The organism is Edwardsiella sp. A.80236, from assembly GCF_044540725.1.
Taxonomy (GTDB): Bacteria; Pseudomonadota; Gammaproteobacteria; order Enterobacterales; family Enterobacteriaceae; genus Edwardsiella; species Edwardsiella tarda.
In genome coordinates this window covers 49,526-68,924 of sequence record NZ_JBIUCY010000010.1, presented here as the reverse complement: position 1 = coordinate 68,924, position 19,399 = coordinate 49,526, and the positions used below count along the sequence as shown (strand labels likewise).

Here is a 19,399-nt window from a genome sequence, read left to right as displayed (position 1 = left end):
CATGAGTAGAACCGTGTTTTGTACTTTCTTGAATCGTGAAGCCGAGGGGCTAGATTTTCAGAGCTATCCCGGCGATCTGGGTAAGCGCATCTATGACCATATCTCCAAGGAGGCGTGGGGGCAGTGGATGGCCAAACAGACCATGCTGATCAATGAGAAAAAATTGAATATGATGAACCCGGACGACCGCAGTCTATTGGCGCGGGAAATGGAGAAGTTCCTGTTCGAAGGCCACGACGTCCACATCGAAGGCTATACGCCGCCGAGTCAGTAAAACCGGGCGCAGATGCGCCCTGATGTCATTCAGATATGGCTGTTACCATGAAGAAAGTCCTTGCGCTGGCGTTAATCGCCCCGTTGCTGATCTCGTGCTCCAGCAAGAAGCCCGAGCGCGACACCGAAGAATATATTAAAGATACCAACGGGTTTGATATTCTGATGGGGCAGTTCGCCCACAACATCGAGAATATCTGGGGGATTAACGAGGTGTTGATCGCCGGTCCCAAGGACTATGTGAAATATAGCGATCAATATCTGACCCGTAGCCACATCAACTTTGAGACCGGTCAGATCACCATCGAGACCATCGCCACCCTCGATCCAACGGAAAGCCTGCGCCAGGCCATCGTCACCACCCTGTTGATGGGCGATGATCCCAGCGCCATCGACCTCTATTCTGATGCGAACGACATCAAGCCAAGCCGCGAACCGTTCCTCTACGGCCAGGTGCTGGACAATACCGGGCAGCCGATTCGCTGGTCTGGGCGGGCCAATAACTTTGCCAACTACCTGCTGCAGAACAAGCTGATGAAACGCAGCTCTGGGCTGCATGTGATCTACTCAGTGACCATTCAGCTGGTACCTAACCACCTGGATAAACGCGCGCACAAGTACCTGGGCATGATACGCCGCGCCTCCGAACGTTATGGCGTCGACGAATCGCTGATCTTGGCGATCATGCAGACCGAATCTAGCTTCAACCCCTACGCCGTCAGCCGCTCCGACGCACTGGGATTGATGCAGGTGATGCAACATACCGCCGGTAAGGATGTCTTCGTCTCGAAAGGCAAATGGGGCACGCCAAGTCGCAGCTACCTGTTCGATCCGGAGAAAAACATCGACACCGGTACCGCCTACCTGGCGATCTTGCAGAATAACTACCTGGGCGGCATTCAGAATCCGACCTCGCGTCGCTATGCGGTGATCACCGCCTACAACGGCGGGGCGGGCAGCGTGCTGCGTATCTTCTCCAGTGACAAGGGGCAGGCGGTCAACATCATCAACCAGATGTCGCCCGGTGACGTGTATGAGGCGTTGACCCAGCGCCACCCCTCAGCGGAGTCGCGCCGTTATCTATACAAGGTCAACAACACACAGAAGAACTACCGCCGTATCCGCTGAGGAAGCGACGTCACTCATGCGCGTGGTGATGAGGGTGAGCGTGGTCATGCCCCTCGCCCTCATCCCCCGGCACCACCACCAATTTACCGTGGCGCACCCCGCGTTCGGCGATCACCTGCTCGGCGAAACGCGTGACCTCGGTACCCGCCCCTTTTAACAGCGAGACCTCCAGACAACTGCCGTGATCCAGATGGACATGCAGGCTAGCCAGGGAAAGATCGTGGTGATCATGGAAGGTACGCGTTAAGCGTTTCGAGAGCTCGCGCGACTCATGATCGTAGACATAGAACAACGCCGCCACGCAATTGGCGCTCTGCGTCGGCACATCCGTCATGCTCTGTAGCCCGGCGCGCGCCAGATCGCGGATCGCCTCAGAGCGATTCTGGTAGTTACGCGCCTTGATGATGGCGTCGATCTCTGCCATCAGATCGTCGTCGAGAGAGAGGGTTACGCGTTGCATCATTCTGCTCCTGTCACGGGTTAATGGGGTGCAGTATGACAAAGATTCGGCCATGAAAAAACCGGCGTACAGGGCGTGACGCCGGTTGATCGTTCCCCACAGGGTACGCTAGGGCCAAGCGCGCCGATTATGCCTGCTTATCACGCATCTCGAAGCGCGGCGAGACAAAGCCATACAGCGTCCAACCGAGGAAGGTGGCGATCGCCCCCCACATCATCGCCTGCTCGCCGGAGGCGTAGAGCGCGTAGAAGCTATACAAGGCACCGACCAACGCCAAGATGTTGGGCAAGCGCGCCTTGGCCGGATCGATCCCCGCGATACGCTGAATGATCATCAACGCCGCCATCGACAAGATATAAGGGATCAGATTGGTCACCACCGCCAAGTTGACCAGCACGTTGAACTGCGCATTCAACGACGGGCTGATGGTCATCAGCGACAGGATCGTCTGGATCGTCACGATGGTCAGCATCCCCTTCACCGGCGCGCCAGACTGGGTGATCTTACGGAAGATCCCTGGGAAGTAGCCCTCATCGGCAGAGGACTTGAACACCTGAGCGATGGTGAACTGCCAGCCCAACAACGAGCCACAGCATGACATCACCATCAACGCCATGATGATCTTACCGACGGTCGGGTTAAACATCTGGGCGAAGGCCATGCCGAATGGGGCGGTAGAGTTGGCCAGATCCATGTTCGGCACGATCCCGGCGATCACGTTAGTGGAGACGATGTAAATCACCGCCGCCCCCAGCGTACCGCCAAGCACCGCGATCGGTACGTTCCGTTCCGGGTTCTCCACCACATCGGTGTTGGCGCAGGCGGACTCCAGCCCCAAGAAGGCCCACAGGGTCATGGCGATGGAGGAGCCGATGGCCTCGAAAGTCGGATAATGGTGCGGGTTCCAGGAGCCGATATACAGCGAGGGACTAAACCAGAACCAGCCGATGAGGGAGATCCCGACCACCGGGATGATCACCCCCCACACCGTCACGCTGCTGATGCGCCCGGTGATGCGCGCCCCACCGAAGTTAGCGGCGGTACACAGCCACAACACCCCGATGGTCGCCAGGCAGATCCCCAGCGGACTCAACGTCGCGCCGATCAGCTCCGTACCGTAGCCGACGGCGGAGATGGCGATGGCCACGTTGGCGATCAGGAGGGAGACGCCGTAGGTGTAGTTGGCCATGAAGTTGCCGGACTTGCCGAAGGCGTACTCGGCGTAGCCCCCCATCCCACCCGACTTGCGACTGTACATACCGCACTTGGCGAAGGCATAAGCCAGGGCCATCGAACCGAGGGCCGTCACCAGCCAGGAGACGATGGAGATGGTGCCCACCTCCGCCAGTTTGGTCGGCAGCATGATGATCCCTGATCCCATCATATTGACCGCCGTCAGGATGGTGAGCTGCACCACACCCATTTTATTGCCACTAGAGGTACTCATAATCACACACTCTCTCTAGCGCGCGAGAAGCCTCGACTCCCCGCGACGCATCGTTAGTGGAAAAATCACTTAGCCCAGTTGATCGCTGGCCGTTTTAGGGTTTGATGACATAGCCGTAGGCACGGGTTCGACCATCGGCATCCTGCTGGAGGTAGACCCCCTGCAGTTCCGGGGCGAAGCCGGGCAACAGGTTGATGCCCTCTTCCAACGCCAGGAAGTAGCGCTGTACCGCGCCACCCCAGATCTCGCCCGGGACGACACACAACACCCCCGGCGGGTAGGGCAGCGCCCCTTCCGCCGCGATGCGCCCCTCGATCTGCGCCAGCGCCACCAGCTCGACCTCGCCGCGCACGAAGGCGATGTTGGCCTGCTGCGGGTTCATCGCCACACGTGGGAAGTGCGCCTTACGGAACATCTCCTTCTGCAACTGCTTCACGTCGTGGCTGACATACAGGTCATGCATCTCCTGGCACAGTTGGCGCAGGGTGTAGCCCCGGTAACGGGCTTCATGGGCCTGGTAGATCGAAGGCAGGACCTCGGCCAACGGGGCGTCTTGCTCCAGCAGGCGTTCGAAGCGGGCGATCTGCGCCACCAGGTGCTGCATCTTGGCCAGATCCTCCGCCGGAGTGAGCAGGAACAGGATCGAGTTAAGGTCGCACTTCTCCGGCACGATGCCGTTTTCCCGCAGGAAGTTGGCCAGGATGGTGGCCGGCACCCCAAAGGCCTGGTATTCGCCGCTCTTGGCGTCGATGCCGGGCGTGGTCAGCATCAGCTTGCAGGGATCGACGAAGTACTGGTGCGCGGCATAGCCGTCGAAGGCGTGCCAGCGCTCACCGGGGATGAAGTCGAAGAAGCGCAGATCGTTGGCCATCTCCTCGGTGTCGAACGATTCCCACGGGCGGCCATCGACCGTCTCCGGGACGAAGGGGCGGATATGGTGGCAGGTTTGCAACAGCAGCTTGCGCGTCTCGATCCCGAGGCGTACGCACTCCATCCACATGCGTTTCCCGCTCTCCCCGGCATGCATGCGCGCGTTGACGTCCAGGGCAGCGAACAGCGGGTAGAACGGGCTGGTGGAGGCGTGCATCATGAAGGCGTTATTCAGCCGTTTATGGTTGACGTAGCGCGCCTGTCCCTTGATGTGGCGGTCTTTCTTGTGGATCTGCGAGGTCTGGGAGAAACCGGCCTGCTGCTTGTGGACCGACTGGGTGACCAGGATCCCCGGATCGTTCTCGTTCAACTCCAGCAACAGCGGCGAGCACTCTTTCATCATCGGAATAAACTGCTCGTAGCCGACCCAGGCGGAGTCGAACAGGATGTAGTCGCACAGGTGACCTATCTTGTCGACCACCTGGCGGGCGTTGTAGATGGTGCCGTCGTAGGTGCCGAGCTGGATCACCGCCAGGCGGAACGGTCGCCGCTCGCCAGCCCGCTCCGGTGCCACTTCACGCACCAGATCGCGCAGGTAGTTCTCGTCAAAGCAGTGTGCGTCGATGCCCCCAATAAAACCGAACGGGTTGCGTGCGGTCTCCAGGTAGACCGGCGTGGCGCCGGCCTGAATCAATGCGCCGTGGTGGTTAGATTTATGATTATTACGGTCGAACAGCACCAGATCACCGGGCGTTAATAGGGCGTTGAGCACCACCTTGTTGGAGGAGGAGGTGCCGTTGAGCACGAAGTAGGTTTTGTCGGCATTGAACACCTGGGCGGCGTGTTGCTGAGCGGCGCAAGGCGCCCCCTCATGGATCAGCAGATCGCCCATCGAGACGTCGGCGTTACACAGATCGGAGCGGAATAGCGTCTCCCCGAAGTAGTCGAAGAATTGGCGACCGCTGGGATGACGGCGGAAGAACTGGCCGCCTTGGTGCCCCGGGCAGTCGAAGGCGGCGTTGCCCTGTTGCACATAAGCCTTGAGGCTGCCAAAAAAGGGCGGCAACAGGGCGGCCTCATATTTCTGCGCGGCACTTTCCAATTGTTTGCCATAGAAATCCTGGTTGCCATCGTCGCAGGTAAATACCCCGGCGAGGCGTGGCAAATAATCGGCGGGCAGATTCTCGTCGCAGTGTAACGCGGCGAAGACCGGCAAGCCGAAGGCACTCTGTTCGATCTTGTCTAACTCACCGGCGAGGATATCGGCGACGGAGAGCACCACCGCCGCGACCTCGCAGAGGTCACTATTATTTAGCGCCACAATCGGACGCATGGTATGGAAACAGTCCATAGCGTTATGGCTAGAGGCAATTTTTAAATTTGACATATTATTCATTCTCATTGATTTATTTTAGACAAAATAACCCTCTGGATTTAAATTTCATTAAATCCATCAACCGCTATATTTTCTTATGGCAATATCAGCCCGTGATGATTTTATGATGACAAATCACCGGCAGGGAAAAGCGCCATAAACGATAGCCCGAAGTAAGCTACCGATGACATACATTTATCGTGGATTATCAATAATAAGCTGTAGGTATACCCTTCCCGGGGATACGCTCCCCGCGGGTATAGCAACAGATTAAGACATGACATGCCGCGATAACGGATGTCATGAAAGAGGGAGAGTTATCTAGCGTTAAAGAGATGAAAATCAAAACAGCTGCGGTGCGCCATCATCATCAGATGGGTTACCCGCCGGATATGCGGCCAAAACCGATTATTATTTTCCATTTTTATTTCCTCTTTCCTCGGAAACTAAACTTATTGTAATGGTTCATTCTGCCGCTACCGTGATATATATCACTAATGATTAGCCAGCATAGCAGCGACTTAATCTAGCTAAGGCATAAAAACGCATAGTAATGCACCACTCTATAGCCGCGGATTTAGCGTGAAAGAAGAATTGCAATCATGCTATTTATCTCAAAGACAATTATTATTGTCTAGCGCCCCCAGTGTTATTTAAATTACATTAACAAATTAAACAAAAAGCCAACAAAAGAATAGTGATTAAAAATCTATTTATTATGGATAAATAAGCAAAAACATAATTTGGTATTTATGAGAGTTATGTGATCGATATCACAGCAATGCCTATCATCACGTAGGATCCTCCTACTCTACTGCCATCCTGCATAGCATCGATCATGGGCAGCGGCTCGTGCAAGAAATAGGCACTCAGGCGCTATGGCGTGAAATAACGTTGACGCCAGCATGAGAATCGGGTTTAATGCGCTCCGTTGCCCGGATAGCTCAGTCGGTAGAGCAGGGGATTGAAAATCCCCGTGTCCTTGGTTCGATTCCGAGTCCGGGCACCACTTATTCAGAAAACCCTGCCTTATGGCGGGGTTTTTGCTTTTGGCGCTATCGGGTAGCACCATCCCTTGCTTAGCGTCAGCGCATCTATCTTTTCAGTCATCCATCGCTCAACTGACGGTGCTGGAGAAGATCATCTAACGCCATGTAGAAGAGACCCGCGCCTGGACAACATGAACGGCACACGGCGTCACGCTAACTCGATATCCTTGCAGCCAAAACACCACGTTATGATAAAACCGGCAAGGTAAGAGAGCCGTATGCTGGCGACATAAACGGCCATCTCCGCAACGATACCTCGTTGAGAGGTCATCAGGGGAATGGTGAGCAAACCGGAAGGGCCGAATACCGTATTCAAACCGACCGGTAGCCCCAGCCAGGCAACCCGGCCGATAAATAAGCCCCCACCCGCCCCGCCCAAGCAGGCCGTCACGAATGGCTTAACACACGATAAGGTCACGCCCTAGATCAGCGATTCGCCAATGCCTAACCAACCGGGAAAGAGAGCACCTTTAATTTGATCGCTGTGGGGGTTTGGGCCTGGGTCATGATATTAGGTCCTCGACAAGGCCTGACGAATAAAGCCGTGATGCCGTGCCAACATCGCGCTGGCCTCCTCGGCTGATACGCCGCTCAGTAACATCAGAATGGCGGTCTTACAGTGACGATCACAGGCGTTGAGCGCCGCCTCGGCCTGATGTAAGTCACACTCCGTCGCCGCCATCACGATATTCACCTGGCGCTGGAGCAGCTTGGCGTTGGTCGCCGCCACATCCACCATCAAGTTACCGTACACCTTGCCACTACGGATCATCGCCCCGGTGGTGATCATATTCAGCACCAGCTTCTGTGCGGTTCCCGCCTTCATCCGCGAAGAGCCCGTCACCACCTCCGCGCCGACCACCGGCTCGATAGCAATATCGGCCGCTAGGCTCATCTCACTGCCGGGATTACAAACGATCGCCGCTACCGTCGCGCCTTGTTGCTTCGCGTATACCATGGCGCCCAACACATAAGGCGTACGTCCGCTGGCCGCGATACCCACCAACACATCCCGTGACGTAAAGTGAAGATCGCGGAGATCCTGCGCCCCCTGATCACGATCGTCTTCGGCGTTCTCCACCGCCGCCAGGATCGCCGGGTGACCTCCCGCGATCAGCCCCACCACCTGCTGCGCCGGCGTACCATAGGTAGGCGGACACTCACTGGCATCGAGGATGCCAAGGCGTCCCGACGTTCCAGCACCACAATAGATCAGGCGACCGCCCTGAGCGAAGGCCTCGACCACCTTATCCACCAACTCGGCTACCTGCGGTAGGGTTGCCTCGACCGCTGGTGCGACCCGCTGGTCCTCCGCATTGATCACGCGCAACATCGCCAAGGTAGACAGGGTATCGATCGCCGCACTGGCCGGGTTGCGACTCTCCGTCACCATCTGGTTTAAATTAATCTTCATCGACACGCTCATAGAAATTCGTCATGACGTTAGGGTATGGAACATTTTATGCCTTCAAAGTGAGAATAATCACGGAAAATCATCCCAAGACAGACAGGAGTAGAGAGCGGAAGGGAGTAAAAAATATATTTATCATCAATGTATTACTAAAATAGTTTGGCGGCCTCATTACGCAAGATGGCCCCCCAACGGGAGGCCATCCATAGTACGCTCAGGGAAATGAGAGCTCACTCAACGGTAGAGATAATTTATCCACGGTAAGCAGATAAACAGGTAGGCCAACAGGTTCACCAAGCCAAAGATGGCCCCCAGGCGCCAGAAGTCTTTCGAGGGCAGATAGCCGCTGCCGAAGTAGATCGGGCTGGGACCGGTGCCGTAAGGGGTGATGATCCCCATGATGCCCAACGACAGGGACATCGCCAGAGAAAAGGCCATCATGTTGATACCATGAATATCCATCGCCGCCGCGATCATGACCGGGACCAAGGCCGTAGCATGCGCGGTAGTACTGGCAAAGAAATAGTGCAGCAGGTAGAAACACAGCAATAGCGAGACGCAGGCGACATCGACCGACATCCCATTCAGGTAATGAGAGATCAGTAACCCGAACCAGTGAACAAAGCCGACGGCAGAGAGGCCCGAGGCCAATGAGACTAACGTACCGAACCAGAACAGGGTATTCCAGGCGGCTTTATTCCCGATCACGTCATCCCAGGTGATCACGTTACTCACCAGCATCAGTGCGATGACCAACAAGGCTGCAATGGCAGAATTGATAAAGCCAGAACCAAACACCCACATCAGCAGGGCTAGAACCACGAATACCAGCAGGAGTTTCTCGCGCCGTGACAACCCCCCCAGGTTTGCCAGCTCTTGCTTCGCCCATTTAGGGACTTCATCATTCACCTTCACCTCCGGCGTATACAGCCAATAGCCGAGCAACGGTGTCAGTAGCCACAACACAATGCCGCACGGTAAAAAGGCGATAAACCAACTTCCCCACGAGATCTGTAGGCCCGTCATCTGATTGATCAGTGCACTGGATAGCAAGTTTGGCGCGAGGGCAGAGAGGAACATCGAGCTGGTCACACAGGTGATCGAGATGGAGACCCACATCAAGTAGGAACCGATACGCCGCGCACTGGGATCGTTCGGCTTGGAGTCATAGAGTGGGGGGAGATTACTGATCACCGGATAGATGGTGCCGGCGCTACGTGCCGTGTTCGACGGCGTAAAGGGGGCCAGGACCAGATCGGCGATGGCGATGGCATAACCCAGCGTCAGCGAGCGACGCCCTAGCGACTTGACCAACATCAAGGAGATGCGGCGCCCCAGCCCGGTCTTCTCATACCCTAAGGCAAACATAAAGGCGCTGAAGATCAACCATACCGTGGAGTTCGAGAATCCGGAAACCGCCCACTTAAAGGCCGCCGAAGTCGCATGGAAGTGTGCCGCTGTCAGCTGTTCCGGGGAGAACAACACCCAGCGGCCCAATCCCGCAATGATCACCACGGCGATTAAGCCAATCACCGCGCCGGGCAACGGCTCCAGAATCAACCCCACGATCGAGCCGATAAAAATCGCAAAATAGAGCCAGGCGTGATGACTCAGCCCCGCCGGGGCCGGGAGACAAGCCAGTGCCGCCCCAACCACAAAAGGTATCAATAACAAATAACCTTTTTTCATACTAAACCTCAGCGAAAAAATAAATAACAGCATTACGCCAATAATGACGAACAGAATGCTAGCGGCGTTATCCCCACGTGTAGCGGCAGACGCGGATCGATAGCGATCAGTCATACTGACGCGCTCACGTCATTTCTCCCTAATGACGTGATGGTGGATAATATGGCTAGCAATTTCACGATTAATCTAAATAGGGTGTATCTCGCCTTATCCTATAGCGCCAATCTGTGGTCTTCCGCCATAGCGGTGTGTACACGCCGAATCGACGTCAATAAATAACCATGAGTGACGCAGGATAATAGCCACTCACCGCACCAGGCGTGCCGTGAGATAAATAGATAACAAAGCTATTCAAGAATAATATGGGTGCTGTGCATCCCCAACATCGATACATATTTCAACAACAGACTAGCTGTATCAACGCGAGAAATAGTGTGAGGCCATTTCTAATCTATTACATTACTCTCGACCATAATGACAGTCAGAAAATATTTGTAAGTAAATCGCCATCTCTGTATCGCTTTATCATCGAGTGAATGCTTACATACAACTAAATAGGCGCTATGCCGCGGCTAAAGCCATACTGTCGGAGCAAGTAGCTAAGGCCGACTCAGCGGCCTCGCTGGTCTCTTCCCCTCATATTTGAGATGTTGTGGAGAGGCTACCGACCCAGCGATTCCACCTCTCGCACCCAAATCTATTGATGATTATTTGTATTTTTACTTTCTTTACCAACTCGCGGGAATGCATATCTTGATCCGTTGGTGCGGAAAGAAATCCTGCCACCGTGAAGTGGAAAATATCACGATCAGCTCACAATAAAGAAAGCATTTACTTTGCTTAAATAAATAATGAAATATTCTTATAATGGAATCACTAAGTTAGCCATTTAGCGAAAAATCTTAGTGAGACAGAAACACGCTCCTTAAGTGGCAAAAGCAAAAAATAACAATCATCACCACTGGCTAATTCTGTCATTTATACTATTTAGTAAATTGGCAACGTTTTGTAATTAGCGAAGTAACGCGATATTGTAAAAAGGAAAAGTCAGCGACTAACAAACTGATAACATTAACGGTGGCGAGCACTATTTTATCAGCTCACCGTTGGTTATGTGGCCTCGCAGACAAAATGCATCATCGATATATAAAAAGGTGTCGATATGAGTAATCAAGCATTAGACCCAAAAAACTCGCGTGTGTTACAAAATTGGGATCCCGAAGACGACAACTTCTGGAAAACGACCGGGAGTGGCATCGCCAAACGCAATCTCTGGGTATCAGTATACTGCCTCGTGTTAGCGTTCTGTATCTGGATGGTATTCAGCTCCGTCGTTATTAAACTTAACCACATCGGATTTAACTTCACTACCAACCAGCTCTTCTGGTTAGCCGCCTTACCCTCTATCTCCGGCGCTATTCTGCGTATTCCCTTCTCCTTCGTCGTCCCGATCTTCGGCGGACGGCGCTGGACCACGCTCAGTACCGTGTTACTGCTGATCCCCAGCATCTGGCTGGGTCTCGCTATCCAAGATCCGCACACCTCCTTCTACTCCTTCGCCTGTATCGCCATCCTATGCGGTATCGGCGGTGGTAACTTCGCCTCCAGCATGGCGAATATCAGCTTCTTCTTTCCCAAACGGCTACAAGGTTACGGGCTGGGGATCAACGGCGGGTTAGGTGATGGTGGGATCGGGGTGGTCCAACTGTGCGTCCCGTTGGTCATCGGTTTCAGCTTGTTCGGTAGCCTAGGCGGCGCCCCACAGCAGGTCGACCACAGTACGGTCATCTGGCTGCAAAACGCCGCTTTCCTCTGGATCCCCTTTATCCTCGTTGGTTGCCTAGCCTCCTGGTTTATGATGAATGATATCGACGGGATGCAGTCTTCACTCTCTTCACAGTTCGTCATCCTGGGGAAAAAAGATACCTGGATCACCAGCCTGATTTACCTGGCGACCTTCGGCTCGTTTGTCGGCTTCTCCGCCGGTTTCGCCCTGTTGACCAAGACCCAATTCCCGGAAATCAACATCATCGACTACGCCTTCGTCGGGCCATTGCTGGGGGCAATCGCTCGCCCGATCGGCGGCAAGCTCTCCGATAAGTTCAGCGGCTACCGCATCACCCAAGTCGCCTTCCTGTTTATGATCGTGTTCAGCCTGCTGATCGTGCCAACCTTACCGGGTGAAAACGGTAACGGCTCCTTCATCCTGTTCTACATCGTGTTTATGGGGTTGTTCATCTTCACCAACCTCGGCAGTGGCTCCAGCTTCCAACTGATCTCACAGATCTTCCATCAGAAATCGGCGCAAGAGGCCCAGCAGCAAGGCATGCAGGGAAAACGCATCGACCAATATGCAGACGTGATGAGTTCGGCGGCGCTGGGCTTCACCTCCGCGATCGGTGCCTTCGGCGGCTTTATCATTCCTAAGGCGTTCGGTAGTGCCATCAGCCTGACACACTCCGTCCTATTGCCGCTGATCTGCTTCGCTGTGTTTTACCTGCTATGCATGATCGTCACCTGGCTCGCCTATGGACGGCACCATTAATCGCCTGGGGAAACTGACATGAGCACCTTTCTAAAAAAGATCCGCTATTTCACCGCCGGGAAACCCATCGCGGCTAACGCCCATGAGCTGTACATGCGGGATGACTCCGCCTGGGAGCAGAGTTACCGTAGCCGCTGGCAATACGACAAGGTGGTGCGCTCCACACATGGCGTCAACTGCACGGGCTCCTGTAGCTGGAAAATCTATGTCAAAAGCGGGCTAATCACCTGGGAGACGCAGTACACCGACTACCCGGAAACGCCCATCGATCTGCCTAACCATGAACCGCGTGGCTGCCCGCGCGGGGCCAGTTACTCCTGGTATATCTACAGCGCCAACCGGATTAAATACCCGCTGATGCGTCAGGCGCTGCGTGATTTGTGGCGTGAGCAACGGGCGCAACACCCAGATGCGGTCGATGCCTGGCAAGCCATTTTGGACGATCCTGAACTGGGGCAACGTTACAAGCGCGAGCGGGGTATGGGGGGACTGGTGCGTGTCTCTTGGCAAGAGGCCAACGAGCTGATCGCAGCGGCCAACATCGCCACCATCAAGCGCTTCGGCCCTGACCGCGTCGCTGGCTTTTCGCCGATCCCCGCTCATGCCATGTTGTCATTTGCCTCAGGCTCTCGTTACCTGTCGCTGATCGGCGGTACCTGCCTAAGCTTCTACGACTGGTACTGCGATCTGCCCCCCTCCTCACCACAAACCTGGGGGGAGCAGACCGACGTCCCAGAATCCGCCGACTGGTATAACGCCCAATATCTGGTGATGTGGGGTTCCAACGTCCCGCAAACCCGTACGCCAGACGCTCACTTTATGACCGAGGCGCGTTACAACGGTACCAAGGTCGTCGCCGTCAGCGCCGACTACGCAGAAAACTGCAAGTTTGCCGATGAATGGGTGGCGCCACGCGCCGGGAGCGATGCCGCCTTGGCCCTCGCCCTAGGACAGGTGATCCTACAGCAGTTCTATCTGCAGCAACCCTGCGACTACTTCATCAACTACGCCAAACGCTTCACCGACTTCCCGACACTGGTGATGCTCACCCCTTGTACTCAGCGGGAGAATAGCTACCGCTCGGGACGCTACCTGCGCGCCGCAGATCTGGCGCAATGGGCCGCACAACCGTTGGCCCAATGGAAGACGCTGGCGTTAGACCAAGGATCGCACCAGATCGTGTTGCCACGTGGCTCGGCGGGCTTCCGCTGGGATCGCAGCGGCCAATGGAACACGGCTCAGCAGGATGCGCTCAGCGGGGCGACGATCGATCCCCTGCTTAGCCTCGCCGAATTGGGCGAGGGCGAAGTCTGTATTGTGCAGCCCGATTTCAGCGCCCCGGCCGATCGGGACGCCTATACCTTGGGACGCGTCCCGGTACACTGGATCACCAATGCCGAGGGGGAACGTATCCCCGTCGCCACGGTCTTCGACCTGATGTTGGCGCACTATGGCCTTCGGCCCGCCGACGGCAGCGCGCCATCCGAGGATGCCCCCTGCTCCCCAGCCTGGGCTGAAGCCATTACCGGCGTACCACGCCAGCAGATCACCCGTCTAGCGCAAGAGTTTGCCAACAACGCCAGACTGACCCATGGCCGCTCGCTGATCATCGTCGGCGCGGGGATCAACCACTGGTTCCATAGCGACATGACCTACCGCAGCATCATCAACGTGCTGATGATGTGCGGCACCATCGGCGTCAATGGTGGCGGCTGGGCACACTATGTCGGCCAGGAGAAGCTACGACCGCTGGCCGGTTGGGCGCCGATCGCCCTCGGAGGGGACTGGCAAAGCCCCGCTCGACTGATGAACGGCACCTCCTTCTTCTATAATCACAGCAGTCAGTGGCGCTACGAAAACGTCGACGCCCACTCGCTACTCTCCCCCCTGGCCGAGCGTGATCAGTTCCCCCATAGCCTGATCGACTTCAACGTCATCGCCGAGCGTCTCGGCTGGCTACCCTCTTCACCCCAGTTGGATCGTAACCCGCTCACCCTGGCCGCCGAGGCGGCGGACGGCGACGTTAAGGCCTCGGTCGAACAGGCGCTGAAGGCGGGGACATTACATATCGCCAGCGAAGATCCCGATGCGCCGGGTAACTATCCTCGCGTACTATTCGTCTGGCGTGCCAACCTGCTCGGCTCCTCCAGCAAGGGACATGAGTACTTTCTCAAACATTTGCTGGGCACCCATCACGGGGTGATGGAGCAAGATCTGCAGGAGAAGGGACTCCCCTTACCGCAACAACTCACCTGGCGCGACAGCGTCGAAGGCAAGCTCGATCTGTTGGTTACCCTCGACTTCCGCATGTCGACCACCTGCCTCTATTCGGATGTGATCCTGCCGTCGGCGACCTGGTATGAGAAGGAAGATCTGAGCAGTACCGACATGCATCCCTATGTACACCCCTTTACTCGCGCCATCGACCCGATGTGGGAGGCTCGCGCCGACTGGGATATCTTCAAGGGGATCGCCCAACAGTTCTCCGTCCTCTGCTCCGGTCATCTGGGCAAGGAACGCGATGTGATGCTGACCCCGCTGCTGCACGACTCTCCGGCCGAACTGGGCCAGGCTTGTGGTGTTCGCGACTGGAAACGAGATCCGCAGGCCTTCATCGCCGGGAAGACCGCGCCCGCCATCAACGTCGTCGAGCGCGACTATCCGCAGACCTACTTCAAATATACCCATCTCGGCCCGGCGCTGGCGGCGCATGGCAATGGTGGCAAGGGGGTCCATTGGGATACTCAGCCAGAGATCGCGGAATTATGCGCCCGCCACGGTAGCGAGAGCCTGGAGGGGGTCGGCCCCTGTGCCAACATGCAAGATGCCACCCAGGCATTAGAGGCCATCCTCACCCTGGCTCCAGAGACCAACGGCCAGGTGGCCGATCGCGCCTGGCGTGATCTGGCGGCGAAGACCGGCCAGCCCGCCATCGCCGAGTTGGCGGCGGATAAGAAAGGGGTGCACTACCGCTTCGCCGATATCCAGCGCCAACCGGGGCGTGTGATCGCCAGTCCGCTGTGGTCCGGCATCGACAGCGATCAACATGCCTACACCGCCGGTAGCCTGAACATCACCCACGCGGTGCCATGGCGCACCCTAACCGGTCGTCAGCAGGCCTATCAAGATCATGCCTGGATGCAGGCGTTCGGTGAAAACTTCCCTTGCTATAAGCCACCGTTGGATACCCAGAGCTGCCGTAGCGTGCGGCAGCACAATGACAACGGCCAGCCGGAGCTGGTGTTGAACTTTGGCACGGCCCACCAGAAGTGGGGGATCCACTCCACCTATACCGATAACCAAATCATGCAGACCCTCTCGCGTGGGGGACCGCTGATCTGGATCAGCGAGCACGACGCACAACGCGCCAACATCGCCGACAACGACTGGGTCGAGCTGTTTAATGCCAACGGTGCCATGGTGGCGCGGGCGGTCGTCAGCCAGCGCATTCCCGCCGGGTTGGCGCTGATGTATCACGCGCAGGAGCGCACGCTGAACATGCCGCTCTCCGAGGTCACCGGCGAACGCGGGGGGATCCACAACTCCATCACCCGGATTTGCCCCAACCCGATCCATATGATCGGCGGCTATGCCCACCTGTCCTGGGGCTACAACTATTACGGCACCATCGGCTCCAACCGGGACGAGACGGTGATTATTCGCAAGCTCAGCCAGGTCGAGTGGGACTGATACCGATCGGGAAGAGGGAGAAAAAAATGAAAATTCGTGCACAGATTTCCATGGTGCTAAACCTCGACAAGTGCATCGGTTGTCACACCTGTTCGGTGGTGTGCAAGAACGTCTGGACCAGCCGTGAAGGTATCGAATACGGCTGGTTCAACAACGTCGAAACCAAACCCGGACGCGGTTTCCCCCGTGATTGGGAGGATCAGGAGAAGTGGCATGGCGGCTGGCAACGAACCGCCAGCGGGCTGACACCCCGTATGGGCGGCAAGCTGAGTCTGCTGGCCAAGATCTTCGCTAACCCCCATATGCCGTCGATCGAAGACTATTACGAGCCTTACTCGTTCGACTATGCCCATCTGCATACGGCCCCGGCCGGGGCGCGCCACCAGCCGACGGCACGGCCCTACTCACTGCTCACCGGCAAGACCCTAGAGAAGATCGAGGGGAGTGCCAACTGGGAGGACGATCTGGGCGGGGAGGCTCATGTCCGCCAGGGCGATCCGAACCTAGAGGGGTTGGACAAGCAGCTGTACGCTCAGTTCGAGCAGACCTTCATGATGTACCTGCCGCGTTTGTGCGAGCACTGCCTCAATCCCGCCTGCGTCGCCTCCTGCCCCAGCGGCGCCATCTACAAACGTGCCGAGGATGGAGTGGTACTGATCAACCAAGATCAGTGCCGTGGCTGGCGTATGTGTGTCAGCGCCTGCCCCTACAAGAAGATCTACTACAACTGGAAGAGTGGTAAATCGGAGAAGTGCATCTTCTGCTATCCACGTATCGAGGCGGGGTTACCGACCCTGTGCTCGGAGAGTTGCGTCGGGCGCATCCGTTACATCGGCGTGATGCTGTACGATGCCGAGGCCATCCCCGAGGCCGCCGCGGTAGAGGATCCACACGAGTTGTACCAAGCGCAGATGCGACTATTCCTCGATCCACACGACGCGCAAGTGATCGAACAGGCACGCCGCGACGGTATCAGCGACGATATCCTAGAACACGCCCAGCGCTCACCGGTCTACCGCCTGATCAAGGAGTGGCAACTGGCGCTGCCTCTGCATCCCGAGTTCCGCACCCTGCCGATGGTCTGGTATGTGCCGCCCTTATCGCCGATCCGTTTCGACGATCAAACCTTGGCGACACCGCACGACATCCGTCTGGCGGAGTTGGAACAGATGCGTATTCCCATTCACTATCTCGCTAAGCTGTTGTGTGCCGGCGATCGCCAACCGGTTGAGCGCGCCTTGACGCGGTTGATCGCCCTCCGCCACTACCGCCGTAGTCTACTCAGCCCCCAAGCGCCGCAATGGCTACAACAGGCAGATCTGAGTAGTGAGCAGGCCGAGGCGATGTACCGCCTGCTGGCCCTGGCGCCCTACCATGAGCGCTTCGTCATCCCGACCGGCATGCATCAACCGGCGAGTGGCCATGAATACATCGAGCACGGCAGTTGTGGCTTCAGCTTCAACACGCCGCACGATGTCGCGGGAACCAATTTGACCGGGTACCGCCCCGACGATCGTCTGGTCATCAACCTGCGGAGTAAGGAGTAAGCCATGCTAAGCCTGTTAATTGTGGCGCGCCTGCTGGAGTACCCCGATGAGGCGCTGTGGCAGGCACGTGACGAGCTGGAGAGTGCACTCACCCAGTGTCCCGAGTTGGCCGAGGCGGATCGTACGCGGCTGGCCGACTTTATCCGCCATTACTATCACGCACCGCTGGCGACCCGCCAGAGTGAGTACGTCGCGCAGTTCGACCATACTCGACGCTGCGCCCTGTACCTATGTGAACATCAGTTGGCCGAATCCAAGACCCGTGGCCAGGCGATGGTCAACATCCTCCAACATTATCAGCAGGCGGCGCTCACTCCCGCGGTACGTGAGCTCCCCGACTATCTGCCAATGGTGCTGGAGTTTGCCTATCTACAGGATCAAACCACCCCCGGAGAGGGACTGCGTATCCTGACGCAGATCGTGGAGGTGGCGCAAATCCTCTACCGGCGCACGAAGGCGGGACGCTACGGTGTGCTGTTTCTGCTGCTGTTGCATCTCGCCGGACAGCAGGCGGATGCACAAGATGAGACGGTGACGGCGCCGGATATCGATGCCGAATGGGAGCGGGCACACGCGCCAGCCCGCGTCGAATTGCCCGCCCTGCCGCCCGAGCACGCGGCGACGGTGCATTATCTCAACCTGGGGCGATAAGGAGGATTGTATGTCTGCGCTATCCTATTTTTTATTTAACATCTACCCCTATATCGCCATCACGGTGTTAGTGCTGGGTTGCCTCTACCGCTTCGACTATGGTCAGTACACCTGGAAGAGTGGATCCTCGTTGCTGATGGCCAACGGCCGCTATAGCCGCTATGCCCTCAACCTGTTCCACGTCGGCATGTTAGGCGTCTTCTTCGGCCACGTCGTCGGCCTACTGACGCCACGCTCCTGGTATCAGGCCTATATCTCCGACCAGACCCACCAGATACTGGAGCTGATCGCCGGCAGCTTCTTCGGCACGCTGTTGTTGATCGGGGCGTTCATGCTACTGGCCCGCCGCCTGTTCAATCCCCGCGTGGCCGCCACCTCCTCCTTCTCTGACAAGCTGATCCTGACGCTGCTGGTGATCCAGATCTGCCTGGGCATGCTGACGATCCCGATCGATCTGCTGCATCCCTCTGGCACCACCCTACAGAGTCTGATCAGTTGGAGTCAGGGGATCGTCACCTTCCGTCCCGATCCGGCGCGTTATCTACAAGGGGTCGACTGGCTGTTCAAGGTACATATGGTCCTAGGGCTGACCATCTTCCTCATCTTCCCCTTCACCCGTCTGGTGCATATTTGCAGCCTGCCGATCGGCTACGTACTGCGCCGCCGCCAGGTGGTGAAGACACTGCGTTAATCCTCGCGACGACGGCGCCCTCAGGCGCCGTCTACCCTGCGCGCTACTCGATCACGCCACAGGCCATGCGGGCACCGCCACCCCCTAACGCATGTGGGTGGTCGTCATAATTATCGCCCCCTGCATGCACCATCAATGCATGCCCTTTCAGTTGCGCCAGCGACTTCAAGCGTGGGGCCAGCACCGCGTAGTCTGCCGTGCCATCCGCGTTGACGACCAGCCCAGGTAGATCACCCAGGTGTCCGGCATCACTATACGGTCCCAAATGCTTGCCACGTTTCTCGGGGTCCCAATGCCCGCCCGCCATCAGCGCAGCAACCGGTTTGCCCTCTTTGGCCCCCGGCAGGCAGCTGGCGTTCTCATGCACATGAAAACCATGCACCCCCGGTGCTAAACCGTGGAGCTTGGGCGTCAACAACAGGCCATAAGGGGTTTCACTGATGACCACCTCGCCGAGCGCCGCGCCGTCCCCCATGGTCGTCGCTTCCTTCACGGGCACGGTGAGTGAGGCGGCATAGGCCGTTCCGCTCAATAATGCACCTACTATTGCCAATCCAATGATTTTATTCATTA

The 19,399-nt window shown here is 56.9% G+C and carries 14 protein-coding genes, 1 tRNA gene and 1 pseudogene; 8 read left to right on the top strand and 8 right to left on the bottom strand.

The genetic code is table 11. The annotated features are described in order from the left end of the window. Position 1 precedes the first annotated feature (1 nt). Together ACEQFP_RS10120 and mltC are read left to right on the top strand one after the other, a co-directional pair. Complete coding sequence (locus ACEQFP_RS10120; protein WP_005280942.1) at positions 2–274, top strand: oxidative damage protection protein; 273 nt, start codon at positions 2–4, stop codon at positions 272–274. A gap of 47 nt (positions 275–321) precedes the next feature. Further along, positions 322–1,401 (top strand): membrane-bound lytic murein transglycosylase MltC, encoded by a 1,080-nt coding sequence (gene mltC, locus ACEQFP_RS10115; RefSeq protein WP_035594126.1) that lies wholly within the window; start codon positions 322–324, stop codon positions 1,399–1,401. Positions 1,402–1,411: 10 nt separating this feature from the next. On the opposite strand, the gene nikR is transcribed toward mltC, so the two are convergent. The 4 genes from nikR to speFL form a co-directional block, all read right to left on the bottom strand. Continuing rightward, positions 1,412–1,861, bottom strand: coding sequence for a nickel-responsive transcriptional regulator NikR (nikR, locus tag ACEQFP_RS10110; protein ID WP_035596153.1), 450 nt, complete (start codon positions 1,859–1,861; stop codon positions 1,412–1,414). A 127-nt stretch (positions 1,862–1,988) separates the two neighbouring features. After that, the gene (potE, locus tag ACEQFP_RS10105) at positions 1,989–3,308 is read right to left on the bottom strand and encodes a putrescine-ornithine antiporter (protein ID WP_005296088.1); all 1,320 of its coding nucleotides are present in this window, start codon (positions 3,306–3,308) and stop codon (positions 1,989–1,991) included. 94 nt (positions 3,309–3,402) lie between these two features. Continuing rightward, entirely contained in the window at positions 3,403–5,565 is a 2,163-nt protein-coding gene (speF, locus tag ACEQFP_RS10100; protein ID WP_396464300.1) for an ornithine decarboxylase SpeF, read from the bottom strand. A gap of 305 nt (positions 5,566–5,870) precedes the next feature. Continuing rightward, entirely contained in the window at positions 5,871–5,975 is a 105-nt protein-coding gene (gene speFL, locus ACEQFP_RS10095) for a leader peptide SpeFL (RefSeq protein WP_109579252.1), read from the bottom strand. 511 nt (positions 5,976–6,486) lie between these two features. Here speFL and ACEQFP_RS10090 point away from each other — a divergent pair. Further along, a tRNA-Phe gene (locus ACEQFP_RS10090) sits at positions 6,487–6,562 on the top strand. Positions 6,563–6,750: 188 nt separating this feature from the next. On the opposite strand, the pseudogene murP reads toward ACEQFP_RS10090, so the two are convergent. From murP to ACEQFP_RS10075, 3 genes and pseudogenes are all read right to left on the bottom strand, one after another. Then, a pseudogene (murP, locus tag ACEQFP_RS10085) lies at positions 6,751–7,080 on the bottom strand (PTS N-acetylmuramic acid transporter subunit IIBC); the annotation flags it as partial. Positions 7,081–7,113: 33 nt separating this feature from the next. Further along, the gene (murQ, locus tag ACEQFP_RS10080) at positions 7,114–8,016 is read right to left on the bottom strand and encodes an N-acetylmuramic acid 6-phosphate etherase (RefSeq protein WP_370558305.1); all 903 of its coding nucleotides are present in this window, start codon (positions 8,014–8,016) and stop codon (positions 7,114–7,116) included. Between the two features lie 231 nt (positions 8,017–8,247). Continuing rightward, complete coding sequence (locus tag ACEQFP_RS10075; protein WP_078000552.1) at positions 8,248–9,702, bottom strand: anion permease; 1,455 nt, start codon at positions 9,700–9,702, stop codon at positions 8,248–8,250. Positions 9,703–10,864: 1,162 nt separating this feature from the next. Between ACEQFP_RS10075 and ACEQFP_RS10070 the strand changes: the two genes are divergently transcribed. Genes ACEQFP_RS10070 through narI form a run of 5 tightly spaced genes read left to right on the top strand, consistent with a single transcriptional unit; the run spans position 10,865 to position 18,826 of the window. Beyond that, positions 10,865–12,247: a NarK family nitrate/nitrite MFS transporter gene (locus tag ACEQFP_RS10070; protein WP_035599017.1), complete on the top strand. Its 1,383-nt coding sequence runs from the start codon at positions 10,865–10,867 to the stop codon at positions 12,245–12,247. Positions 12,248–12,265: 18 nt separating this feature from the next. Beyond that, complete coding sequence (locus tag ACEQFP_RS10065) at positions 12,266–15,937, top strand: nitrate reductase subunit alpha (protein WP_035599020.1); 3,672 nt, start codon at positions 12,266–12,268, stop codon at positions 15,935–15,937. Between the two features lie 26 nt (positions 15,938–15,963). Next, positions 15,964–17,484 carry a nitrate reductase subunit beta gene (gene narH, locus ACEQFP_RS10060; RefSeq protein ID WP_068872371.1) on the top strand — a complete coding sequence of 507 codons (1,521 nt, stop codon included), beginning with the start codon at positions 15,964–15,966 and terminating at the stop codon, positions 17,482–17,484. A 3-nt stretch (positions 17,485–17,487) separates the two neighbouring features. Continuing rightward, on the top strand, positions 17,488–18,135 hold the full coding sequence (gene narJ, locus ACEQFP_RS10055) for a nitrate reductase molybdenum cofactor assembly chaperone (protein WP_047060591.1): 648 nt from the start codon (positions 17,488–17,490) through the stop codon (positions 18,133–18,135). Positions 18,136–18,145: 10 nt separating this feature from the next. Further along, positions 18,146–18,826 carry a respiratory nitrate reductase subunit gamma gene (gene narI, locus ACEQFP_RS10050; protein WP_035599027.1) on the top strand — a complete coding sequence of 227 codons (681 nt, stop codon included), beginning with the start codon at positions 18,146–18,148 and terminating at the stop codon, positions 18,824–18,826. Between the two features lie 43 nt (positions 18,827–18,869). On the opposite strand, the gene sodC is transcribed toward narI, so the two are convergent. Continuing rightward, a complete protein-coding gene (sodC, locus tag ACEQFP_RS10045; RefSeq protein ID WP_068872374.1) occupies positions 18,870–19,397 on the bottom strand; it encodes a superoxide dismutase family protein in 528 nt (175 codons plus the stop codon). Positions 19,398–19,399: the final 2 nt, after the last annotated feature.